The 22,264-nt window shown below is 40.5% G+C and carries 23 protein-coding genes and 1 tRNA gene; 14 read left to right on the forward strand and 10 right to left on the reverse strand.

The features are described 5' to 3' along the window. The coding region (locus J8M01_RS09900) for a GNAT family N-acetyltransferase (RefSeq protein ID WP_211057875.1) at positions 1 to 192 on the forward strand (192 nt) is incomplete at its 5' end. A gap of 67 nt (positions 193 to 259) precedes the next feature. Here the strand turns inward: J8M01_RS09900 and J8M01_RS09905 are convergent. The 6 genes from J8M01_RS09905 to J8M01_RS09930 form a co-directional block, all read right to left on the reverse strand. Continuing rightward, positions 260 to 1,606: a sodium-dependent transporter gene (locus J8M01_RS09905; RefSeq protein WP_192506885.1), complete on the reverse strand. Its 1,347-nt coding sequence runs from the start codon at positions 1,604 to 1,606 to the stop codon at positions 260 to 262. 223 nt (positions 1,607 to 1,829) lie between these two features. Then, complete coding sequence (locus tag J8M01_RS09910) at positions 1,830 to 3,128, reverse strand: ATP-binding protein (protein WP_211057876.1); 1,299 nt, start codon at positions 3,126 to 3,128, stop codon at positions 1,830 to 1,832. Positions 3,129 to 3,137: 9 nt separating this feature from the next. After that, positions 3,138 to 3,845, reverse strand: a complete 708-nt coding sequence (locus tag J8M01_RS09915; RefSeq protein WP_192506887.1) for a response regulator transcription factor — start codon at positions 3,843 to 3,845, stop codon at positions 3,138 to 3,140. Continuing rightward, positions 3,845 to 4,225: a DUF3019 domain-containing protein gene (locus tag J8M01_RS09920; protein ID WP_192506888.1), complete on the reverse strand. Its 381-nt coding sequence runs from the start codon at positions 4,223 to 4,225 to the stop codon at positions 3,845 to 3,847. Before J8M01_RS09920 ends, J8M01_RS09915 begins: the two co-directional genes overlap by 1 nt. Beyond that, positions 4,215 to 5,054 (reverse strand): MipA/OmpV family protein, encoded by an 840-nt coding sequence (locus tag J8M01_RS09925; RefSeq protein WP_192506889.1) that lies wholly within the window; start codon positions 5,052 to 5,054, stop codon positions 4,215 to 4,217. The genes J8M01_RS09920 and J8M01_RS09925 overlap by 11 nt, the downstream gene beginning before the upstream one ends. 74 nt (positions 5,055 to 5,128) lie before the next feature. Further along, on the reverse strand, positions 5,129 to 5,932 hold the full coding sequence (locus J8M01_RS09930; RefSeq protein ID WP_192506890.1) for a hypothetical protein: 804 nt from the start codon (positions 5,930 to 5,932) through the stop codon (positions 5,129 to 5,131). Between the two features lie 95 nt (positions 5,933 to 6,027). Between J8M01_RS09930 and J8M01_RS09935 the strand changes: the two genes are divergently transcribed. Further along, positions 6,028 to 7,167 (forward strand): serine hydrolase domain-containing protein, encoded by a 1,140-nt coding sequence (locus tag J8M01_RS09935; protein ID WP_211057877.1) that lies wholly within the window; start codon positions 6,028 to 6,030, stop codon positions 7,165 to 7,167. Between the two features lie 18 nt (positions 7,168 to 7,185). Here the strand turns inward: J8M01_RS09935 and yhbY are convergent, their stop codons facing one another. Further along, positions 7,186 to 7,482 carry a ribosome assembly RNA-binding protein YhbY gene (gene yhbY, locus J8M01_RS09940; RefSeq protein ID WP_192506892.1) on the reverse strand — a complete coding sequence of 99 codons (297 nt, stop codon included), beginning with the start codon at positions 7,480 to 7,482 and terminating at the stop codon, positions 7,186 to 7,188. Positions 7,483 to 7,567: 85 nt separating this feature from the next. Between yhbY and rlmE the strand changes: the two genes are divergently transcribed. The 11 genes from rlmE to J8M01_RS09995 all read left to right on the forward strand — a co-directional run bounded on the left by rlmE (position 7,568) and on the right by J8M01_RS09995 (position 19,463). After that, positions 7,568 to 8,197, forward strand: coding sequence for a 23S rRNA (uridine(2552)-2'-O)-methyltransferase RlmE (rlmE, locus tag J8M01_RS09945; protein ID WP_192506893.1), 630 nt, complete (start codon positions 7,568 to 7,570; stop codon positions 8,195 to 8,197). 67 nt (positions 8,198 to 8,264) lie between these two features. Continuing rightward, complete coding sequence (gene ftsH, locus J8M01_RS09950) at positions 8,265 to 10,199, forward strand: ATP-dependent zinc metalloprotease FtsH (RefSeq protein ID WP_192506894.1); 1,935 nt, start codon at positions 8,265 to 8,267, stop codon at positions 10,197 to 10,199. A gap of 144 nt (positions 10,200 to 10,343) precedes the next feature. Then, on the forward strand, positions 10,344 to 11,189 hold the full coding sequence (gene folP, locus J8M01_RS09955; RefSeq protein WP_211057878.1) for a dihydropteroate synthase: 846 nt from the start codon (positions 10,344 to 10,346) through the stop codon (positions 11,187 to 11,189). Then, positions 11,186 to 12,526 (forward strand): phosphoglucosamine mutase, encoded by a 1,341-nt coding sequence (gene glmM, locus J8M01_RS09960; protein ID WP_192506896.1) that lies wholly within the window; start codon positions 11,186 to 11,188, stop codon positions 12,524 to 12,526. The genes folP and glmM overlap by 4 nt, the downstream gene beginning before the upstream one ends. A gap of 79 nt (positions 12,527 to 12,605) precedes the next feature. Continuing rightward, positions 12,606 to 13,355: a triose-phosphate isomerase gene (tpiA, locus tag J8M01_RS09965; protein WP_211047808.1), complete on the forward strand. Its 750-nt coding sequence runs from the start codon at positions 12,606 to 12,608 to the stop codon at positions 13,353 to 13,355. Between the two features lies 1 nt (position 13,356). Continuing rightward, complete coding sequence (secG, locus tag J8M01_RS09970) at positions 13,357 to 13,707, forward strand: preprotein translocase subunit SecG (RefSeq protein ID WP_192506898.1); 351 nt, start codon at positions 13,357 to 13,359, stop codon at positions 13,705 to 13,707. A 68-nt stretch (positions 13,708 to 13,775) separates the two neighbouring features. Further along, positions 13,776 to 13,860: transfer RNA gene (locus tag J8M01_RS09975), tRNA-Leu, on the forward strand. A 244-nt stretch (positions 13,861 to 14,104) separates the two neighbouring features. Then, a complete protein-coding gene (locus tag J8M01_RS09980; protein ID WP_211057879.1) occupies positions 14,105 to 16,018 on the forward strand; it encodes a UvrD-helicase domain-containing protein in 1,914 nt (637 codons plus the stop codon). Positions 16,019 to 16,111: 93 nt separating this feature from the next. Next, positions 16,112 to 17,230, forward strand: coding sequence for an FIST N-terminal domain-containing protein (locus J8M01_RS09985; RefSeq protein ID WP_211057880.1), 1,119 nt, complete (start codon positions 16,112 to 16,114; stop codon positions 17,228 to 17,230). Position 17,231: 1 nt separating this feature from the next. Continuing rightward, on the forward strand, positions 17,232 to 19,130 hold the full coding sequence (locus J8M01_RS09990) for a bifunctional diguanylate cyclase/phosphodiesterase (protein ID WP_211057881.1): 1,899 nt from the start codon (positions 17,232 to 17,234) through the stop codon (positions 19,128 to 19,130). Positions 19,131 to 19,232: 102 nt separating this feature from the next. Beyond that, complete coding sequence (locus tag J8M01_RS09995) at positions 19,233 to 19,463, forward strand: hypothetical protein (protein WP_192506902.1); 231 nt, start codon at positions 19,233 to 19,235, stop codon at positions 19,461 to 19,463. Between the two features lie 59 nt (positions 19,464 to 19,522). On the opposite strand, the gene queC is transcribed toward J8M01_RS09995, so the two are convergent. After that, entirely contained in the window at positions 19,523 to 20,182 is a 660-nt protein-coding gene (gene queC / locus J8M01_RS10000) for a 7-cyano-7-deazaguanine synthase QueC (protein ID WP_210996200.1), read from the reverse strand. Positions 20,183 to 20,304: 122 nt separating this feature from the next. On the opposite strand from queC, the gene queE reads away from it, so the two are divergent. Further along, positions 20,305 to 20,970, forward strand: coding sequence for a 7-carboxy-7-deazaguanine synthase QueE (queE, locus tag J8M01_RS10005; RefSeq protein ID WP_211057882.1), 666 nt, complete (start codon positions 20,305 to 20,307; stop codon positions 20,968 to 20,970). An 80-nt stretch (positions 20,971 to 21,050) separates the two neighbouring features. On the opposite strand, the gene bcp is transcribed toward queE, so the two are convergent. Then, positions 21,051 to 21,524: a thioredoxin-dependent thiol peroxidase gene (bcp, locus tag J8M01_RS10010; RefSeq protein WP_211057883.1), complete on the reverse strand. Its 474-nt coding sequence runs from the start codon at positions 21,522 to 21,524 to the stop codon at positions 21,051 to 21,053. 11 nt (positions 21,525 to 21,535) lie between these two features. Next, entirely contained in the window at positions 21,536 to 22,069 is a 534-nt protein-coding gene (locus tag J8M01_RS10015) for an ACT domain-containing protein (RefSeq protein ID WP_210996197.1), read from the reverse strand. Between the last annotated feature and the right edge of the window lie 195 nt (positions 22,070 to 22,264).

Below are 22,264 nucleotides of genomic sequence, written 5' to 3' on the forward strand. Positions count from 1 at the left end.
GTGGGACTTGCAAGCCAATTAATGAGTCGAACTATCGAGTTAGCAAGTACATATAAAGAAGCAAGAGACATTTTTTTATCTGCGCAAACTCAATTGCTGAGTTTTTATCAAGGCTTAGGCTTTCATGCGATAGGTGAGTCATATTTAGAAGATGGTATTGCGCACCAAGATATGGTGCTCAAACATAAATGAAATATGCTTTATGTCTTTCATAATTAAGGTGCTGTGCTCAGCACCTTAATTATGATGTTTGTCAAATCTATAAGGAATGAATGAACACTAAGGCAATGGCCAATGGGCAAATGAACTTAATGTACCAAGGCCAAACTTTCCAAAACCAACTAGCTGCAATGTCAGGGCTACCAGATTCAATTTCTTTAAGTAACGCACTGCGGTTCCAGAGCCAGCCTACGAATACACAACAAAACATGCCTAGTAGTGGTTGACCAAACTGTGTCGTAGCACTGACCACTAAGCCAAATAAGGTATTGAAGTTAAAAATGATGGTAAAGCTGACAATGGTGATCAGTACACCAATAATCCATGTTGCTTGAATGCGTTTTAGTGCAAACTTTTCTACGGCGTAAGACACTGGAGCTTCAAGCATTGAAATAGAGGAAGTCAACGCTGCAATACTCATCAATGCAAAGAATGCAAACCCAACAAATAGCCCCATTTGTCCCATACTGCTAAATAACGCAGGTAAAACTTGAAATACCAAGGTATCTTCAGAGAGTAGAGAACCATCGGCAGCGAATATTTCAACCCCTTGCGCCTGAGCTACATACATCGCTGGAATAATAAGTAATCCCGCGACAAAAGCAATGAGAACATCGATGAGTGTTACATAGGCGCCTAAAGATACTAAATTTTCTTTTTTACTAATGTAAGAGCCGTAAATGATCATGACACTAGTGCCAAGAGATAGAGAAAAGAAGGCCTGGCCTAATGCGCTCACTAATAAATCAGGGTTTAAAATGGATGAGAAATCAGGGATCAAATAGGCTTTAAGACCATCACTCGCGCCATCTTGCATTAGTACGTAAACGATAAGCAGAAATAGAATACTAAGCAGCGCAGGCATTAGCCTTTTTGACCACTTTTCAATACCGTTTTCGACTCCTTTACTGATAATAGAAATTGTCAAAATGATAAAGAGTGACGTAAAAATGAGATCTCGGTTTAACGACTGTGTGTTTAACCAGCTGGTCACATTGGTTGTACCGGTAAGCTTAGTCAAGGGTTCAAGTGTTGCGCTGAACATCCATCCAGCAACGATTGCGTAGAAGCTGAGAATTAGACCCGCACAAATAATACCGCCGAACCCGACGAAAAACGCGAAGCGTTTATGAATGGGCCTATCCGATAATTTTTGCAATGAAGATACCGCATTAGCTTGGCCGTGTCGGCCAATAACGAGTTCAGCCATTAAGGCTGGATATGCGAGACAAAAAGCCAGAATTAAGTAGACGAGCACGAATGCGGCACCACCGTTGCTCGCTGTTTGTGTTGGAAAGCCCCAAATATTGCCAAGACCGACAGCTGAACCTGCTGCGGCCATAATGAAACCAAAGCGAGAGCTAAACTCTCCGCGTACACTGCTCATATTGTTTATACTTCTCTATTTTTATAACGGCGCCCACAATTTACTGTAATTAATAGTAAATAAAAAGTGCTAATTACATTGAAACTACCATGATCTAGAACAAAAGTAGATAGTAGCGCATACTGTAATGTTTAAGCTGCGAAAATCTGTGTTTCAAAATACATAAAAATGTTTATCTATCATTGATTTGAGCTGTTGCTGAGAAGTGGGTGTTGAAGTATATTTACACTGCTTTATTTGGTTTACAGTTGATACTTAATGTGAACTTTGCGCCACCAAGTGTCTCAGATTGTGATACTGATGCTTTACCGTGATGCCAGTCAACCACTTTCGCAACGATTGCAAGGCCTAATCCGTATCCTTTCTCATCACGGTTACGGTGGTTTTGTTCTTGGAAAAATGGACTAAATACTTTGTGCCAATTATTTGGGGCTATACCAGGCCCGTCATCTTCTACGTCGATTAATATTAAATGCTCATGTTGTTGTACTCTGACCAAAATATTACGCGATGCAAACTCACACGCATTACTGAGTAGGTTGGTAATGGCACGCGCGAGCCAATGTAAGTCGGCATATAAGTATACTTGCGGGTCAACATCGTAGCTTCCGATGAGGTCAGCTTTAGTAAGCTTTGGTTGTATTTGGTCTATGAGTGCAGCTATGTAGGTTTGTGCCTGTGTCGATTCAAAAGTCAGCAAATGTGCTTTTTGCTCAAGTGTTGCAAACGACAAATAGCTTGCCAGCATGTCCTCCATTTGATCTAGATCGTTTTCCATACGTACTAAAATAGAACGAACTTGATTTAAATCCGGTTCCTCTATGGCGGCGTCTAATCCAAAACGCAAACATGCCACAGGCGTACGTATATCGTGGGATAAACTTGATGCCATGAGCTTATTTTCAGCAAGCAGCTTGTCAATTTGGTTCGCCATTCGGTTAAAGGTAAGTTCTACATCTTTAATATATGTGAAGTGGTTTACTTTGATGCGAGCACTTAAGTCACCACTGGCAAATTGCTTAGCGGCTTCTGTGAGTACGGATAGCCTTTTAGCTAGGGGCGACAAAATAAACCACATAAATCCACATACCCCAGCATAAAAAAGTAAGGTAAGTAGCACATCGTTACTTTGCTCGGGTTCTGGTTTTTGTAGTCTTAATTCAAGGTAATCAGGGAGTAAATTATCATGGGTTTTCAATAAATAAAAGCCCAATTCATCCTCAAGAACAAGCTCTTTTTTCAGGGCCATTTGTTGTTTTAGTTCATGAGGTAAGGCGAGCGTGTCACCTTGTTTATACGTTAGAGTTACGTCAAAATCAGCACTTAGGCGTTTGGCAAACGAGGCGCGTTGATGCTCCGGTTGCCTGGCTATTTGCAATGCAAAGCCACCCGTTAAAGTGCTTTGCCAACCAAAACTATCTTCAGTTGGCGCTGTTTGTTGATTGAGCGTATCAATAAGCCAACCCAATACAACAATGGATACAAGTGCGCTTGTTAATAAATATAAGTAGAGTTTCTTCACCGAATTAAATTACCATGCACTGGGCACCATCAAATAGCCTTTTCCCCAAATGGTTTTTATTTTTTCAGGTTGCTGTGGATCGTCATTGAACTTCTTGCGAAGTGCTGAAATTAAAACATCGACACTGCGGTCGAGACCGTCGTATTCTCGACCTTTGGTCGCTTTAAAGACTGAGTCTCTAGATACCACCTCACCCGCATTTGAAGCAAGGAAGTGTAATAACAAATACTCGGCACTTGAAATGTTGACTTCAGTACCTTGCAATGAAACCTTACGGGCTTGAGTATCTATACTTAAATTACCGACGTTGATAACGTTGGAATCATTATTTTCTATTACCTTAGTTTCTTGTGCTGCGCGTAACATGGCTTTGATACGAGCAAGCAGGGCACGCGGTCTTACTGGTTTTATAACGTAGTCACTGGCGCCAACTTCCAGGCCAATAACTTCATCCATTTCTTCATCTCGTGCTGTTAGCATAATGATAGGTTGGTGGTAGAATTGTCGTAATTCTCTACAAACGCTAATACCATCTTGACCAGGAAGCATGACATCGAGTAGCACAATATCAGGTGTTAGAGACTTAACCATTGCAACAACTTTGTCTCCTCGCTCACAAACATGTGTCGTATAACCTTGGTTATTTAAGTAGTCGGCAACCCATTGTGCAAGGGATGCATCATCTTCTACTAATAAAATTGTGCCGTAATTGTCCATTAAAATAATCTCCAACGTCTTTTTTTCTGACGGTTCTTATAAACCCATTGCACATGTACTTGAGTTTGCCCAAGTATGGCGCCGGTGTCACTATTTATTAATTGATATTCGTGTGTTTTCTGTTGATTAAATTCGTGCTCGACATGCCCACTTTTTGCAGCCTGCCAACAATAAAGCACACTTTCGCTATTGCTACTTTTTAAACAGTAGTTCGCTGCAATGGGCAAGTCCCAACTAAAAGTTAGTTGGGCATAGCAGTTTCGGCCTTTTCTAAGCGCTATACAGCGCTCAGGTTGTACCAAAAGAGTCGGCGGTATTGGGATTGCAGCCTCTGGTGTGAGTTGCACCAAGAACAAGACAGACAAGCTATTAAAATACATATCTTACGCCAACCTTGGCTTTGTGGTGGTAATATTGTCTGATTATAGGGCTGTTATAGATATCTTCGGAATACAGAGTTGACATCCACCCTGCAAGGAAAATCCAATGTTCATTGAGTGGATATTCAGCATGAAGTTCGGTGACAAGACTAAAAGAAGTATTCGCACTATAACTCGGCCTAAAGGGGGTCACTTCATTAGGCGTAATGCCAAAATAATAGTCGGTGAATTCTGGAGAATATGCATTTAGACCAACAGCTGCTCGAAACTCCCAGTTTCTCCAAGGTGTAATATGACTGAAAAATGAAGACAGTATCCAGCCATTATGGGCATTGGAAATGTCATTGAGTAGTTCGATTGAAAATAATGAGTCGGAAAATCGTTTGCTTAAACGTAACCCTGCATTATAGTCATATGCTCGTGCATTAATACCAGCTAATTCGGGCAGCACATCGAGTTTATAAAGCTCTAACCCTGTTTCATTAAATCCTTTTTGAATTTGCGTACCGATAATATCTAATTGCCATGTGTTAATGCTCGGTAGCGTATAGCCAATGATAAACCCACCACTTAGCTGGCTGTTATCTATATCAACAAACAGATTGTCATAGGATAGGGAAAGTGTAAGTTCGAGTTCAAAGCCCTTATTGTTACTGGGCATACCAATTAAGTACGGGTCCTCAATGTAGGCGCTTGCACCAAAAGTCCAATCCCACGCAAATCCATCAGAGGGAAGCAGAGTATTATCCGAATATAATCGACTTGACGCAGACACGGTACAGGCGCTAAACATAAGTAAACTAATTAAAGTTTTGAAAAACAGCTGCATAATGGTCACCAAACTAATGTTGGTCACCATTATAGGATGTTTTCAGGAGTATTAACTGTAAGAAATTGTATGTATTACTGAATGTTTATTTTATCGATAAGTAAGTTGGTCAATGATGTTTGCATGGCACTACTAAGGGCACTGACTTCTGTTTCAGTGCAAGCGCCAGCAATTTTAGTAGGTTGGCTAATTACCGTTTTAACATCATAAGCAGGAGGCGTGATATTTTGGTTAAAACGGGCTTTACGAGCGGTTTCGGTATTGTGTTTTACGATGAATGCAATAACGGCGTGTTCATTGGTGATTTTTTCTGTTTTAGTATAATTAAGCTGCAGTGGTATCGCTTGGAAGCTTGCGCTATCAATGGATGATTTGGCGAACCATACAACGTCAGACGACGCCTGATGGGTTAATCGCATGCTGACTGACGCGATGATGTTTGTACATTGGTAACTGGGCACTTGCTGGGCTAGTTGTGTAAAAAAAGCGTGTGGTTTGCGAGGTTGGTTAAGTGTGTAAGTTTTTTCTGACCCAAACTCTAAATCTAATTGGTGAATTGTTAGTATGTAATCAGCTTTACTCGTGGTTACTATTTTTAAATTTTTCTTATTGAGTGCAGCTATGAGGTGAGCTTTTAAAGTATCAGTCATGCCAACCTTATCTGAGACGATACGAACTGTGTTGTTTTTTTCTATTGGATGAGCAGGTAGTTGTACTGACTTAATACGCGCGGAGTCTAACTCCGTTGTGTAACTTAGTTGGTAAACCTCTTTTGTCAGCAATGGTTTTGCTGGGATATTGAGCTTTGGTGCCAGCTTTTTTGTTGACGCGCAGCCAAATGTAAAAGACAAAATAATAAAACAGAAAAATAACCGCATCCAAATACCTCAATCGCGTTAATATAGTTATACAGCCTTACAAACAAGGTAGAACTTCGTGTACACTCCCATCACTAAAAAAAGAATGGGTCAATATGAAGTTTCTAGTTCTTGCCATACTTTGGCTATTCACTGCGCCTTCCTTTGCAACGGATGTGGCAAAAAAACAGTGGAACCAATTTTTGAACAGCTATTCTAAGCAAGTCGAGCGTAAACTCAAAGAAAAATCAATTCCTGGGGCTGCATTAAGTATTGTTCACGGCAAATTTGGTGGTAAAGCACAAGGGTATGGCCGTACTAGAGTAAAAAACGGGCAGAAAGTGAATATTCACACACGCTTTAGATTGGCTTCAGTGTCAAAAACCTTTGCTGGTTCTTTAAGTGCTAAATTGGTCAGTGAAAATCGAATTTCTCTAGATGACAAAGTAAGTGAGTATTTACCTTTGTTTGCGTTGTCTGAGTATAAACATCTCAAGCTGTATCATTTGCTCAGCCACTCAAGTGGATTGGTGCCCAATGCGTACGATAATTTAATTGAATCTAGAATGCGATATGAGAAAATTGTCGAGCGTTTAGTCTCTGTGGATAAAATTTGCAATCCGGGGCAATGTTATGGATATCAGAACGTTATGTTTAGTGTGATATCTGACGTCATTTATAGAGCGACGGGGATCACTTACGAGCAATGGCTTGAAGAGTTTATATTTGCACCGTTAAATATGAATGATGGTGGGGTTGGTTTAGATAATATGACTAAAGACCAGAATTACGCATTGCCTCATGTTTTAGGGCGCAAGCGTTGGCATACCGCAAAGTTAAAAACAAACTATTACAAAGTGACACCTGCTGCGGGTATCAATGCCAGTGCTGCTGATATGATTCAGTGGCTTAAGTTACAGCTTGGTTATTACCCTGATGTTCTATCTTTAGATGCATTGGTGATCCAAAGTCGCCCGTATACACGTACAAAGAGGGAGTTAAGGCGAAGAATTTGGCGAGATTATATTACGCAAGCATATTATGGGTTAGGGTGGCGTATTTATGAATTTGAAGGCGTTACTCTTTACTACCACAGTGGTTGGGTACAAGGCTATAGAACGGATGTTGTGGTCATTCCTGAGTATGACATCGGATTTAGTTTACTGTTAAACGCTGAAAGTGGTGTTATTAACGAACTTACAACCGGTTTTATTAGGCAGGCCATTGAAGTGGCGCAGACTACGCCACAGGAATGAGCCGTGGCGTTTACTGAATTATGTGCGAGGTAACTGAATCTTTTTTTCTTCACTTTGGCGATACAAAATAATGACATGACCAATAGTTTGCACTTTATAAGCTTTAGTTTCTCTTACGATAGCGTCGAAAATCAGTTGTTTCGTTTCACGATCGTTAGTTGGTACTTTTACTTTGATTAGTTCATGAATGCTTAGTGAGTGGTCAATTTCCATGACAACACCTTCAGTTAAACCGTTTGCGCCAAGTAAAACAACGGGTTTTAACGGGTGTGCTAGTCCTTTTAAGTACTGCTTTTGTTTATTTGATAAAGTCATATTGGTACAATTTACTAAATGTAGGCTTGAATTATTGGTATTCTACCGCCATCTAGACAATATTACTAATGAGTTGCAGCGAATAATGACAAATAAAAAACACTCAGCGAGTTCTCAGCGCTGGTTAAAAGAGCATGTTGATGACCCTTATGTTCAAGAGGCACAAAAACGAGGCTTTCGTTCTCGTGCCGTCTTTAAGTTAGAAGAAGTGCAACAAAGGGATAAATTAATAAAGCCTGGCATGAGTGTTGTCGACCTTGGAGCTGCTCCCGGGAGTTGGTCACAATATCTAGCCGAGCAAGTTGGGTCCAAAGGGCAAGTCATCGCATGTGATATTTTGCCTATGGATTCATTACCCGGTGTTGATTTTTTACAAGGTGATTTTCGTGAAGAGGCTGTTTTGGACGCTTTACTAAATCGTATAGGCGGGAAAAATGTTGATGTGGTATTCTCTGACATGGCACCTAATATGAGTGGTAACATGTCGACGGATCAGGCAGGTAGCATGTATTTGGTAGAACTTGCACTTGATATGTGTCATCAAGTTTTAAGGAAAAATGGGGCATTTGCAGTGAAAGTGTTTCAAGGTGAGAGTTTTGATCAGTTTGTTCAAGAAGTACGAAAATGCTTCAATGTGGTAAAGATACGTAAACCAAAAGCGTCTAGACCCCGTTCTAGAGAAGTATATATAGTGGCGACAGGCTACAAACTGTAGTACAGTTGGACAGCATTAAGTTGAATTTAAACAATTTTGAATACAAGAGGTTAACCCCTTGAGCGATATGGCAAAGAATTTAATACTCTGGTTGGTTATAGCAGTGGTGCTAATGACCGTGTTTCAGGGCTTCAATGGCGGCGATCAAATTGATCGTCAAACGAGTTATACACAATTTGTGAAAGAAGTGCGCAGCGGTGCAATTCGAGATGTTAACGTTGACCGTTATACAGGTACTATTACTGGTATAAAGGGAAATGGCGAACGTTTTCAAACGATTATACCTATGCAAGATTCAGATCTCATTAATGACTTACTTAAAAATGATGTGAACGTTAAAGGCGTAAAGCCAGAAGAGCAATCTTTTTTGGCTAACATCTTTATTTCTTGGTTCCCGATGTTATTACTGATCGGCGTATGGATTTTCTTTATGCGTCAAATGCAAGGTGGTGGCGGTAAGGGCGCAATGTCTTTTGGTAAAAGTAAAGCGCGCTTAATGAGCGAAGACCAAGTGAAAACGACGTTCGCAGATGTTGCCGGATGTGATGAAGCTAAAGAAGATGTTACTGAATTGGTCGATTTTTTACGAGATCCATCAAAGTTCCAAAAATTAGGCGGCAGTATTCCTAAAGGCGTACTGATGGTAGGCCCTCCTGGAACGGGTAAAACATTGTTAGCAAAGGCTGTTGCTGGAGAAGCTAAAGTGCCTTTCTTTACAATATCGGGCTCTGATTTTGTTGAGATGTTTGTTGGTGTGGGTGCGTCTCGCGTAAGAGATATGTTCGAGCAAGCTAAAAAAGCAGCGCCTTGTATTATCTTTATTGATGAGATTGATGCTGTTGGCCGAAAACGTGGCGCTGGTATGGGTGGAGGTCACGATGAGCGTGAACAAACACTTAACCAAATGCTGGTGGAAATGGATGGTTTTGAAGGCAATGAAGGCATAATTGTTATTGCTGCGACTAACCGACCAGATGTACTTGATCCTGCGTTGCTAAGACCCGGCCGATTTGATAGACAAGTTGTTGTTGGGTTACCTGATATCCGTGGTCGTGAGCAAATTTTGAATGTTCATATGCGTAAAGTGCCGTTAGATGACAATGTTGAGTCTTCGGTAATCGCACGTGGTACCCCAGGTTTTTCTGGTGCAGACTTAGCTAATTTAGTTAATGAAGCCGCTTTATTTGCAGCGCGTGGAAACAAGCGCAAGGTAAGTATGGCGGAGTTTGATGCTGCAAAAGATAAAATAATGATGGGTGCTGAACGTAAGTCCATGGTAATGAGCGAGCATGAGAAAGAGATGACTGCTTACCATGAAGCTGGACATGCAATTGTTGGTCGATTAGTGCCTGAGCATGACCCAGTATATAAAGTATCCATAATTCCCCGAGGTCGTGCATTAGGTGTCACTATGTACTTACCAGAACAAGATAGAGTGAGTCATTCTAAAGAGCATTTAGAGTCGATGCTATCTAGCCTCTATGGTGGTCGTATCGCAGAAGCTCTTATCTACGGTGATGATAAAGTAACAACTGGAGCAAGTAATGATATTGAACGTGCAACAGATATTGCGAAGAAAATGGTCACTCAGTGGGGGTTAAGTAACAAACTTGGTCCACAAATGTACATGGAAGATCAGAATGAAATGTACATGGGTGGTGGCTCACAACGTATGTCTGGCATGTCGGATGAGACGGCCAAATTGATTGACTCTGAGATTAAAGGTTTTGTGACGCGTAACTATGATAGAGCGGAACAGATTCTTAAAGATAATATGGATGTGCTTCATAGCATGAAAGACGCACTTATGAAGTATGAAACAATTGATGCGCTTCAGATTGATGACTTAATGGCTCGCATCGAGGTGAGACCTCCACGTGATGCACATGACATTAAACCGAAAGCAAAACCGTCTAAATCTGATGGTGATGCGAATGATACAGAAAAAAAGCCAACTTCTGATTCTGAATCAAGTACAGAGCTTGATGATAGTCCGGAATAACGGTTAAAATACCCAGCAATGAAAAAGCCCCGTATATTCGGGGCTTTTTAATATTAAATAAATATAGAAGCCTGAATTTCGAGTAAAGTGATTATTATACTTAACTACTTTACTGGTGGGGTTGTTATTAAGCTAGGGTACATCATGACTACGTTAACTTTACCTCGGGATCGAGCCTTACATCTGACTGTGCCTCAAGTAATGGGGATAATTAACGTAACACCCGATTCATTTTCTGATGGCGGTGCTTACCTCACTACTGGACATGCCGTAGAACAAGCCAAAGTATTACTAAAGCAAGGTGCAACTATTTTAGATATTGGTGGTGAATCTACGCGGCCCGGTGCACCAGATGTTACCTGTGAAGAGGAATTAAAAAGGGTTATCCCTGTGATTGCTGCGATTAGAAATGTTTCTGATTGCGTGATTTCAATTGATACGAGTAAAGCGCAGGTAATGGAAGCCGCTATTGAATCTGGTGCAGATATTATTAATGATGTACGTGCATTACAGGAACCAAATGCATTACAGGTCGCCGCAAAATATTCAGATGTCCCTATTTGTTTAATGCATATGCAGGGTAAACCAAGAACCATGCAAGCAAGCCCATCTTACGTTGACTTATTCGGAGAAGTGAAAGCGTTTTTTGAGCAACGTATTGCGGCTTGTGAGCAAGTCGGAATAGCTAAGGAGCGGCTGATCCTTGATCCAGGGTTTGGTTTTGGTAAAAGCTTGGCACATAATTTTAGTTTGCTCGGTGAATTTGAACAATTTACTCAGCTTAAACTACCCTTACTGGCGGGTTTATCACGCAAATCTATGTTTGGTCAATTATTAAATCGAGAAACTGACGCGCGTGTTGCTGCGAGTTTGGCTGGTGCTTTACTCTGTGCACAGCAAGGCGCGAACATTATCAGGGTTCACGATGTTCAGGAAACCGCTGATGTTTTAAATGTATGGCATGCAGCTAGAAATGGAGTAACTTTATGACAACAAGAAAATATTTTGGTACTGATGGTGTAAGAGGTTTAGTCGGTGAATATCCAATTACGCCTGAATTTGCATTGAAATTGGGTTGGGCTGCAGGAAAAGTATTATCTAAATCTGGAACGAAAAAAGTCATTATAGGTAAAGATACGCGGATCTCGGGCTATTTATTAGAAACTTCGTTGGAAGCAGGGCTTATCGCAGCTGGAATAGATGTGGTTTTATTAGGGCCGATGCCTACACCTGCAGTGGCTTACTTAACACAAACTTTTCGTGCAGAAGCGGGTATTGTGATCAGTGCGTCGCATAATCCATATCATGACAATGGGATTAAATTTTTTAGTGGCAATGGACTCAAACTTGCGGATTCAGTTGAGCTTGAAATTGAAGCAATGTTGGATGATAAAATGACTTGTGTGCCATCGGAGCAGCTAGGAAAAGCACACCGACTAGATAATGCTGATGGACGTTATATTGAATTTTGTAAAGGTCAATTCCCAAATGACTTGTCTTTGGAAGGGATTAAAATAGTACTCGACTGCGCAAACGGGGCGACTTATCATATTGCACCAGCTGTTATGCGAGAATTAGGTGCATCGGTAATCTGCCACGCATGCGAACCTGATGGTGTTAATATAAACCTCAATTGTGGTGCAACACATGTTGATAGTTTAAAGCGCCAGGTACTTGAACATGGTGCTGATGTCGGTATTGCCTATGATGGTGATGGCGATAGAGTGATGATGGTTGATCATAATGGTCGAGTGTTTGACGGCGATGATATTGTGTATATTATCGCATGCCAAGCTTTTGAACAGGGCACCTTAGGTGGGGGCGTTGTTGGTACTGTTATGTCTAATATGGGATTAGAGAACGCGCTTAAGGCTAAAGGCATTGATTTTGCTCGTAGTAAGGTTGGTGACCGCTATGTGATGGAATTATTGGCTAAAAACGGTTGGAAAATTGGCGGAGAAAGCTCTGGGCATGTATTGAACCTCGACTTAATCAGTACTGGTGACGGTATTGCCTCAAGTCTGCAAGTCTTGGCCGCGATGGTTTCACAAAATAAAACATTACAAGATTTAGGGCAAGGGTTTGTTAAATACCCTATGAAAATGATTAATGTTAGGTATTCTGTGGCGACGGACCCTACCTTAGACCCAAAAGTATTGGCTGTGGTTGAAAGTGTCGAAAATGAACTAGCAGGTAAAGGTCGTGTTTTATTACGAAAGTCAGGAACAGAACCTGTCATAAGAGTCATGGTTGAAGCCGAGCAAGAGAAGCAAGTAATCGATTTTGCTCAAAAAATTGCTGAAGTTGTTGAAACTGTGAGCAATTAACCAATTATTTTATTTTATATCTTGTAACTTAGGGTGAGTCGAGTTAGTATCTCACCCGCTTTAGAATGCGGAGTATCGAATGGCGCAGCGTAAGCCAATAGTTGCTGGTAACTGGAAAATGAACGGCTCAGTCGAGCTTGTATCTGAAATCAGTACGGCAATAAACGAGTGCAAAAACGAACAAGTTGACATAATTATATTTCCACCAGCACCTTTATTATTGAAAGTGGTTGAGTCAGGAATAAGTGTTGGAACTCAAACGGTTTCTGAGTTCAACTCAGGCGCTTTTACTGGCGAATTGAGTGCAGAACTAGCTAAACAACTTGGGGCTACGCATACGTTGGTCGGTCATTCTGAAAGACGCATTATTTTCGGCGAAAGCAATGAATCAGTTGCTGATAAGTTTGCTAAAGCACAAGAGAATGGGCTAATTCCTATTCTGTGTGTTGGTGAAACAGAGCAGCAAAGAGATGCTGAAGAAACTGAGATGGTTGTTGCAGAGCAAATTAATGCAGTAATTTCCAAATTAGGTATAGCAGCGCTCTTAAATTCTGTGCTAGCATACGAACCCGTTTGGGCAATTGGAACCGGTAAAACGGCGACACCAGAACAAGCACAGGCTGTACACAAGTTTATTCGCGATATGCTAAGCAAGCAAAGTGAGCATGTTGGAGATACGCTGCAAATTCTTTACGGTGGCAGTGTTAACGATAAAAACAGTAAAAGCTTATTTATACAACCAGATATAGACGGTGGCCTTATTGGCGGCGCAAGTCTTAAAGCAGATGCATTTGTGAGCATTTGCAATAGTGCATTAGGGAACGTATAGCATGTACGAAATATTATTGGTAATTTATTTAATTGTGGCATTAGCACTTATTGGTATGGTGTTAGTGCAGCAAGGTAAAGGTGCCGACATGGGATCATCATTTGGAGCAGGCGCGTCAGCAACTGTTTTTGGATCATCTGGTGCGGGTAACTTTATGACAAAAACAACAACGGTTCTTGCAACTGTGTTTTTTGTACTGAGTATTGTTTTAGGTAATTTGACTGCGGGTCAAATTAAAAAGACGGATGAGTGGGAAAATCTTGAAGCACCTGTAGAAGCTATTGTAGCTCCAGCTGCGTCAGACGTACCGACATCTACCGAAGGTAATAATACTTCGGACGTACCAAATTAATAAAGAGTGGTAGCCTATAGTTACTCGGTTGTTTAACTCCTCAGTTAAACATTAGAGCCGGAAAATATGCGGATGTGGTGGAATTGGTAGACACGCTACCTTGAGGGGGTAGTGCTTTCGGGCGTGGGGGTTCAAGTCCCCCCATCCGCACCAAATTAGAGTTTTTTAACAACTCATTCAAAAAACCCGATATACTTATCGGGTTTTTTGTTTTCAGTAGTTTGAAATAACAGTTTACTTTACCGGTGAAACACAGTTTTTTCTTTATGATTTCATATACTTCAATTATGCTATAACAATATTCCTCTAGTTGTTACCGATCGTGATATTTATAACGCCATTAATATTTAAGTATTTCACGCCTTACATCTGTACCACCATTAGCGATACAGGGATAGTGTTAGATAGCCAAACAGGTCAGTCTGAATCATACCAATGGGCTCGTTTGAACGCCCCTCCCATGATTGAATATAAGCGGTTTGTTCACTATTTGGTGATCCGACATGGTCAGACAACAACAAAAATTCCTTTAAAAATAGAAAAACCAGATGAACTTAAGTGTTTTCTACAAAAAGCTTGGGCTGTTGCGCACCGAGGTGAATTATGTGACCGGATCAGAAAACTAGAAACACTACTAAAAGTCAGATACTTGTCACATGGTCTATACGATATGGTTAAATCAGCCGTTGCGCCGTTTAGTGAGCAATGGTTACCTTGGGCGGCTCAGCTAACGTTTGACCACAATTTAACCGATGCGATTATGACTTTAACTGAATTGGACTCTTGGTCTAAGCAAGATCTGAGTGAATTTAAAGAAGCATATGTCAATTATAAACTATCTGAGCATGAGGCGTTTTTTGACACAGTTGAAAGCCAGCCTTTGACCGCTGCTCAGCGACGTGCCTGCGTAATTCAAGATGAGCGGCAATTATTACTGGCCGGAGCTGGCACCGGAAAAACCAGTGTGATGGTGGCTAAAGCTCAGTATTTGTTTTACACCCGACAAGCATATGCAAAACAAGTATTATTATTGGCTTATGGTAAGCAAGCTGCACAAGAAATGTTAAACAGAGCAAGTCATTATCCTACCTTCCCTGACTGTATGACTTTCCATAAACTAGGTTTACATATTATTGAAAGTGTAGAAGGGATGATGCCTAAAGTGTCAGAGCTTGCTCAAAATGAGATAAGTAAACGGGCGTTTGTTAGGGAAACCATTTTACTCTTGTGTCAAGAGGAGCAATATAGGCTCCATTTAATAAGGTATGTTAAACAAGTTCAACGTGCTGATGTTGTTGATATTCATGATTATTTAGATAGCTCGAAGGGTAAGCGACTCATTAGTGACTTTAGTACATCACTTGGTTTACTTAAATGTAGACATGCTACGACTAGTCTTGCAAAACTAGAGAGTCAGTTCAACGAATCATTGGCTTGTGTTAGACCTATTTTAGCAGAGTATACTTTATATTTAAGTAATGAAGGAGCCATTGATTTTGAAGATATGATCATTCAATCTATTGATTATGTACAAAGTAAAAAGTTTATGTCTCCTTGGACACATTTACTTGTCGATGAGTTTCAGGATATTTCTCCGATTCGGGCGAAACTGCTCAAGTCCTTAATTGAACAATCAGAGCGGCATTACTTATTTGCAGTCGGTGATGATTGGCAATCAATATATAGATTCAGTGGCGCTGATATTGGGCTTACCACGGACTTTACGCATCACTTTGGTGATGGCACTGTTACTCAGCTAGATAAAACCTTCAGATATCCTCAAGGGCTTTTAGACGTAACGAGTCGATTTGTGTGTGCTAATCCAGCACAAATTATGAAACGTATCACAGCACATAATGTTCAACACTGTACGCCACTTGTATATGTTGAAGAACCTACAGAGGAGCAGTCATTGTCGCTCACTTTAGAAAGTCTAAATACGCAGGCAGAATGTTCAGTGAGTGTACTATTGTTGGCACGCTACCATAAGGTGCTACCAAGTAAACAGCAAATAGATGAGATGAATCATCGTTATCAACACCTACACCTGCGGGTGATGACATTTCATGCTGCGAAAGGTATGGAAGCTGATTATGCCGTGATACTTGGATTAGCCGGTGGTGCCAATGGGTTCCCCGCACAGGATACAGCGGTGGCATTTTTAGATGCATTACTTCCGGATAAAGAGCCGTTTCCTTACGCAGAAGAACGACGTTTATTCTATGTGGCATTAACTCGTGCTAAGCAACAGATATACCTGATCATACCGCCAGGAAGCCGCAGTGAGTTTGTGCAAGAGCTAGATAGTTAGTTATTAATTAGTAATTTAGGTGGGCAAATATTGTCGTATTTAGTGAACCACTGCTAAATTTATAACATTCCCTATATATTATGAAATCTAGAGATGGAAACAAGACAGTTTATTTACCAAAATCAGCAATGGGAATCTGTGCCAATTGTTGATGAAAATGTGCAGCTTGTTACAGTCTTTTTTAGTATTTATGACAGAAAGACAACGATATTGAGTTCTTTAGCCAAATACTATCCTAACGCGGAGATTGTGGGCTGTAGCAGTGCGGGGGATATCGCTGCAGCGCAGTTATATGATGATGCGATTGTTATAACCACCTTTACATTTTCAAAAACCTGTATTCGAGTATTTAATCGTTCAATAAGCGATAGTTCATTGCCTAACTTGTGCCAAAAAGCCGTTGAGATGTTAAAGGAGCCGAACCTTAAGTGGTTGATGGTATTGAGCGACGGACATGTTCTTAATGGCAGTGAAGTGGCTGAGTGCTTAGGAGCCGCGTTTGGTAATAATGTGGTAATTACAGGAGGGTTAGCTGGCGATGGAGAGCGCTTTTCAAACACAGCCTTGTGGCATATGAAACCGTTAGCTGAAGGGTCTATCATTTTATGTGGCTTTTATTCTGACTCACTGAATGTAAGCTATGCCAGTGTTGGCGGGTGGGATTCTTTTGGCCCAAGTCGAGAAATAACACGGGCAGAAGGAAATCGTTTGTATCAGCTCGATAATGAGCCTGCAATTACATTATATCGTAACTATTTGGGCCCTTATGCGAATGATTTACCGGCATCAGCTTTAAGGTTTCCTTTACAAGTTAGAAGCTCGTCCAGTAATCAACCAGTGATAAGAACTATATTGGGTATTGATTATGAAGACAATAGCATGGTGTTTGCTGGAGATATGCCGCAAGGTGGCCAAGCCCAGCTGATGAAAGCAAATTTTGATAGGCTTATTGACGGTGCTAATAGGGCCGTGACCTCGGCTTTAGAAACACCTCACAATACAACCGGTGTCGCATTGTTGATCAGTTGTGTTGGGAGAAAGTTAGTGTTGGGACCGCGGGTGGAAGAGGAGTTAGAGGTGGTGTTTAGTCAATTAACTGATGGGTTTCAAACAATGGGATTTTACTCTTATGGTGAAATTGCGCCAATTCAGGCGGGTGGGCGGTGCCTATTGCATAATCAAACAATGACTGTCACATTAATTTCTGAATAATATGCATCATTTATTGGCTAGATTACTTAAAAAAAGTGGCTTTTCTGGCATAGATTCACCGCAATACGCGCGACTTATTGGCTTATTGTCAGAAGCATTTGAACATGCAGATGAAGATCGCTGGATGCTCGAACATAGCTTGAATTTAACCAGTAAAGAGTTAACTGAAAACAATTTAGAGTTACGGACAAGACTGGTTGATATTGATAAGTATCAACGTAGTTTAGAATTGGCACTGACTAGGCAAAAAGCCATACTGGATGCAAGTCCAGAGGTTGTTGTAGAGTTTAACATTAGTGGTGAGATCACACATATAAATCAAAATGGGTGTAAATTTATCGGCTGTGACGAACATACAGCATTGGCGCTCGATGCAACGCAAGTACTTCACACAATTCTATCCTTGCTGACTTCTCCCGATATTTTTATTGAGCAAATTCAAGCGATGTTTGTATCTAAAAAAGCACAACTTACTGGTAATTTCGAAACAATTCATGGTCAATTCTATGAATATTATAGTGTCCCTGAATTGATTCAGGGGGAGTATATCGGACGAGTATGGTGCTGCCGAGATATTAGCGACCTTAGGGCACAAAAAGTCTTGTTATCACAGCAAGCAAATCGTGATTCGCTTACAGGCCTTGCTAATAGGTTTAATATTATAGAAACCGTCAACCGGATGATAAAAAAAGAAAACCCTCAACCATTTGCACTTGTATTGATAGACTTAGATGATTTTAAGAAAATTAATGATAGTTTGGGCCATTTGGCCGGTGATGATGCACTTAAAATTAGCGCTAAGCGGTTAGAAAGAAGAGTCGTTAAACCAGATTTACTCGCGCGACTCGGAGGGGATGAGTTTTTAGTGGTATTAACCACGCAAGACTTACAAGAGATCCACTTGCGTCTGGCGCATATTCTCAGCGCTTTTCATGACCCTATTAAAATCGAAGGTAATTGTTACCAGTTATCACTGAGTGTTGGTGTTGCAACTTACCCTGCTCATGGCGACCAAGTATCTGAGATACTTGGAAAAGCAGATATTGCAATGTATCAAGCAAAAAAGCAGGGTAAGAATCAGTATAAATTATTTGACGCTGCGTTAGAGGAACGCGTTCAGAAAGCAATTTACATCGAAGAACGGTTACGTCAAGCGATTTTATTAAAGCAATTTGAGCTTTATTTTCAGCCGAAAATAGATATCTCCTCGAGAGACGTTGTATCACTTGAGGCGCTTATACGATGGAATGTAAATGGTCACATGATATTTCCAGATGAGTTCATTCCAATTGCGGAAGACAAAGGGTTGATTGGGAAAATAACAGACTGTGTTTTAGAGATGGCTTGCGAAACGCTGAGCCAGTGGCACGGATTAGCGCATTTAAAAAACCTATCTATCGCAATCAATATTTCAGGCAAAGATATTAGCGTTGATAATTTCTTTGAAAAGCTGGCTGGACTGCTCAAGAGGTATAAATTTGAGCCTAGTTTACTAGAATTAGAGCTGACAGAAAGTGCATTGATTAGTAATCTAGCCAATGTAAAAGATACGCTGATGCATTTAAAAAATTTAGGTATTAAGGTGGCAATTGATGACTTTGGTACCGGTTATTCTTCATTGGCATATTTACAAGCATTAGATATTCATTACTTAAAAATAGATAGACAATTTGTGGCGGCGTTACTTACAGAGCCTAAAGCGGAAGCCATTGTACAGAGTATTATTGATGTAGGGAAAAACTTAGGACTGGGATTAATTGCGGAGGGAGTAGAGCAAGCAGAACATTTAGCAAGATTAGATGCAATGGGCTGCGACCAAGCACAAGGGTATTATATTTGTCGACCATTACCCCTGTCAGAGCTGATTAAGTTCATTAGTGGTCAGAGGAAGTGCACTTAGTATTTGCACCATAACGAGCTGCACTTGAGGTTTCTGACGTTTGTCACTTTGGTATTTAGGATTGTTTTGTTATTGTTGATAAAAACACAGAAGGAGAGAAGTATGAGTGGAACAACAATGATATTTTTAATTGTGCTTGTATCTGTAGGTTTTGGCGCATTTAGAGAAATATATATGACTAAACTGGAGTTAAAAAAGCAAAGTAGTAAAGGTGGCAAAGATGTTGATGAACTAAAGTCTGAAATTTCGACTTTACGAGAGCGAGTCGAGGTGCTTGAAAAGTTAGTGACTGATGATGGTTATCAGGTCGCGAAAGATATTAACCGATTATAACTAATAACAATAGAATCGGTAGGAAGGCGCAAAGCCTCCCTTATCTTAACTTATTTACATTACACTTCGTATGAAATGGGGTCTTGAGCATTGTTGAGTGAAAAGGCTTCTAAGCGCTCTTGACACGCACCACACTTTCCGCAGGCATGCTTTCGACCATTATAGCATGTCCATGTATGGCTATAATCTAGACCCATTTTTAAGCCGTCAGTTAGTATATCGATTTTAGTATTGTTTAAATACGGACTAACAATCTCGACTGCATCATAATTGGCAATGCGACACACATCGTCCATTTTTTTTACAAACTCAGGTCGACAATCAGGGTAAATTGCATGGTCTCCCGAGTGTGCTCCGTAGAAAACCTTACAGGCTTTGATTGATACGGCGTAACCAACTGCCAGAGAAAGTAAGATCATATTTCGATTCGGTACAATGGTACTTTTCATACTCTCTTCTTCATAGTGGCCCTCAGGTACCTCAATATCATCAGTCAGCGATGAACCACCAATAAGTTGGTTGATAGCTGAAATATCAACAATTTTATGAGCGATGTTAAGTTGCTCACATACCTCAGCCGCAACTTCTAGTTCTTTAACGTGGCGTTGGCCATAATTAAACGATAATGCATACACTTCATGTCCTGAACGGACAGCTTTATTTAAAACTGTGTATGAATCCATACCGCCAGAATAAATCACAACAACTTTTTCGCTCATAACTCTTTTGCCTCGATTTTGATAGAGGTTTACTTCAGGGCGCGATATACTACACGGCCGGCGAAAAAATAACAATTTTCATCGGCATTTTTTTGAGTTTAGAAAGTTGTATCGGAGCTGTTTTGTACAAAATCAACGAAGTTTTTGAAACTATTCAGGGTGAAGCGAGTTATACGGGCGTCCCATCTATCTTTTTGAGGTTACAGGGCTGTCCAGTAGGCTGTTCATGGTGTGATACTAAGCAAACATGGGATATAAACACGACATATTTGGTATCACTTGATAAAACGGTTGAGAAAAAAGCAGATTCAGAGCTTTGGGCCGAAGCTTCAGCAGAGCAAGTTGTCAGTTTGTTTAAAGAAAGAGGTTACTTAGCTAAGCATGTTGTGATCACTGGTGGCGAACCTTGCATGTATGACTTAGTACCATTATGTGAGCAACTACATGACGCTGGGTTTTCAACGCAAATTGAAACCAGTGGTACGTTTGACATTAAAGTACCTAAGAGTACCTGGGTCACTGTGTCTCCCAAAATTAATATGCGAGGGGGTTATAAAATTCTGGCTGACGCGATGCAACGTGCCGATGAGATTAAACACCCAGTTGCAATGCAAAAGCATGTTGAAGAACTAGAAGCTTTATTTATAGAAACGGGTGTTACACCGAAATTGGTCTATTTACAGCCAATTAGCCAAAAGGCTAAAGCGACAAAGTTAGCGATAGACACATGTATGAAGAAGAATTGGCGTTTATCGATACAGGTCCATAAATACATTGGCATAAACTAAAGCCTGTTGATATTTGGTGTGTGAATGCTACGAAATCATGGAAAGGGACAGGCACAACGTATTTGGTTGTGCCTTAAAGATTAGCTATTTTCGCTAATGTAATCAATAACTACTTGATGATGTTCTTTTGTTTTGAACTTATTAAATACATGCTTAATTGTACCGTCTTGACCGACTAAAAAGCTTAGTCTATGAATACCATCATATTCTTTCCCCATAAATTTTTTGAGTCCCCATACACCAAATGCATCAGCAATTGCATGATCTTCGTCAGAGAGCAAATCAAAATTCAGTTCTTTTTTAGTTTCGAAATTTTTCAACTTTTTGACCGGATCTGGACTTATGCCCACAGCAACCGTATTTAACTGTGCTAACTGTTGTTTGTGATCCCTCAGTTGCTCAGCTTGTACGGTACAACCCGGCGTGAGCGCTTTTGGGTAAAAGTACACCAGAACTTGCGTGCTGTTTAATAGCGATGCAAGCTCTATGGCTTCACCATTTTGATTATGTAAGGTAAAAAGTGGGGCGTTATCACCCGCTTTGAGTATATTCATTCAAGTAATCCTTAGCGAATGCGTCTTAGTATATAATCTACGTCTAAAGTACTGGAAAGATCTTCAAATTTGATCTTAAAAGTATCGACGTCAACATTAGTAGGTATATTTATTTCTAGTTCGCAGCGCATATGTGTATCGGTGCTTTTTTGGTAGGTATCTGATTTTAAAGAGCATATATTAATGCTTTGTTCAGCAAAGAAACGTGTAACTTTACTTAGGGTACCCGGAGTATCGATACCGTTATATTCCAGTGTATATCCGGCGCTGAAATCTGAGTGGTAATGCGTACTTGTGCGTTTCATCATGGTAAGTAAGCCTAGCTCCATACCTTTGACAGGCAAAGTGTGCTCAACACGACTTATGGCCGACATGTCACCACTTAGTAACATTATGAAGGTAAATTCATTGCCTAAAATGGCGATACGGCTGTCAGTAATATTACAATGACAATCACTGACTAATTGCGTCAGTTCACTGACAATACCGGAGCGATCTTCACCGATGGCTGTTAGTACCAATTGTTGGTTTTCAAAAGCAGTCATTCAAGGTGCCTAAAATTGGGTCAGGATTACTCACGAAGCTTCAAACGCTGCAGTAATACGACGAATAATTGATATTTAACCAAAAATAGTAACATAGATACGCCATCAAGGCATGGTTGATTTTGTAATAAGTAGGTTAAATATGCAATAAATGAACGGCTTTCTTGTGTTTAGTAGTTTTGGAAAGTACCATAG

This window comes from Pseudoalteromonas sp. MMG005 (assembly GCF_018101015.1).
GTDB lineage: Bacteria > Pseudomonadota > Gammaproteobacteria > Enterobacterales > Alteromonadaceae > Pseudoalteromonas > Pseudoalteromonas aurantia.